The organism is Moorena sp. SIO3I6 (assembly GCF_010672095.1).
Map to the genome: position 1 here is coordinate 1 of NZ_JAAHHU010001611.1, position 1134 is coordinate 1134.

Below are 1134 nucleotides of genomic sequence, written 5' to 3' on the forward strand. Positions count from 1 at the left end.
TGGGGTCATCAATCAGGTTTCGTCTCCGGAGGCCAAGAAAAAATACAAAAAGACAGCGCAGATTAATCGGGTAAAGTTCAGATATCGGAAAAATTTGGTACAAACTTGTTATATTCCAAAGTCGGCGGTTTCTATTAAAGGAATTTATTACACGATATTAAGTGAAATAACCTTTACTGAAACACTTCCCGTTCGCGCAGCGTCGGCTACGCCGAATCACATCTGCGATTGTTGATTGACTAGCACCAACGGGGACTATTATTTAGTAGTTCCCTATAAGACAACTCAAGGAGAAACCGAAAACCAAGGTAGAGTAGTTGCCTTAGATCCTGGTGTTAGAACTGTCTTGATGCAGTCGCTCATGGGGGAAACCACGGCAGTCGCTCATGGGGGGGACCCCCAAGACCGCGCTGCCTCCCCAAGACCGCGCTGCATCGCTTTTTGACATTTTTCAGTGAGACTTCTATTGGGAAGATTGGCCATGGTGACTTTTCTCGGATCCAACGATTATGTCATCACTTAGACAATTTAATTTCAAAAATTAGCAAAGCTAAGGGTAAGCAAAAGCGTCGAAGGAGAAAAGCCGCCAGGAGGATGATTATTAGAATTCAAAATCTGGTAAATGAACTGCATCACAAAGCGGCAAGATTCCTAGTTGATAACTTTGACGTAATACTGCTTCCTACCTTTGAGACGTCTGAGATGTCTAAAAAGCAAAATCGATAACTTAGATCTAAAACGGTTCGCAATATGCTTTCTTTTGCCCACTATCGGTTTAAAGAGTTCTTAAAGCATAAAGCAGCCGAAAACCGAAAAATAGTTGTTGATGAAAGCGCAAGCCTATACTAGCAAGACTGTTAGCTGGACTGGTGAACTAGTCAATATCGGCGGGAGCAAGATTATCAAATCAAAAATCGATAACCAACAAATGGATTGACCTTTGGTCACGCTTCGCGAACGTGACATCAATGGCGCTCGTGGGATATTCCTACGGGCTTTGGGAGATACCCCCTGGCTGAGAGATTCGGCAAAGCCGACACTTCGTGAACAGCTTGCATTGGCGGGTAATGGTCTATCTTGGTAGACTTTGGTAGCTAAAAAGTATCGGTAAACAGTAATTGTTCCATCAGCTGA

General features: G+C 43.5%; 2 protein-coding genes and 1 pseudogene. 2 read left to right on the forward strand and 1 reads right to left on the reverse strand.

Going from position 1 to position 1134, the window contains the following annotated elements; translation table 11 throughout:
* Positions 1-235: pseudogene (locus tag F6K49_RS51635) on the forward strand (hypothetical protein); the annotation flags it as partial.
* Positions 236-445: a hypothetical protein gene (locus tag F6K49_RS51640; protein WP_143727471.1), complete on the forward strand. Its 210-nt coding sequence runs from the start codon at positions 236-238 to the stop codon at positions 443-445.
* 395 nt (positions 446-840) lie between these two features.
* Here the strand turns inward: F6K49_RS51640 and F6K49_RS51645 are convergent.
* Positions 841-1134: hypothetical protein (locus F6K49_RS51645; RefSeq protein ID WP_293110760.1), on the reverse strand; the 294-nt coding region annotated here is incomplete at its 5' end.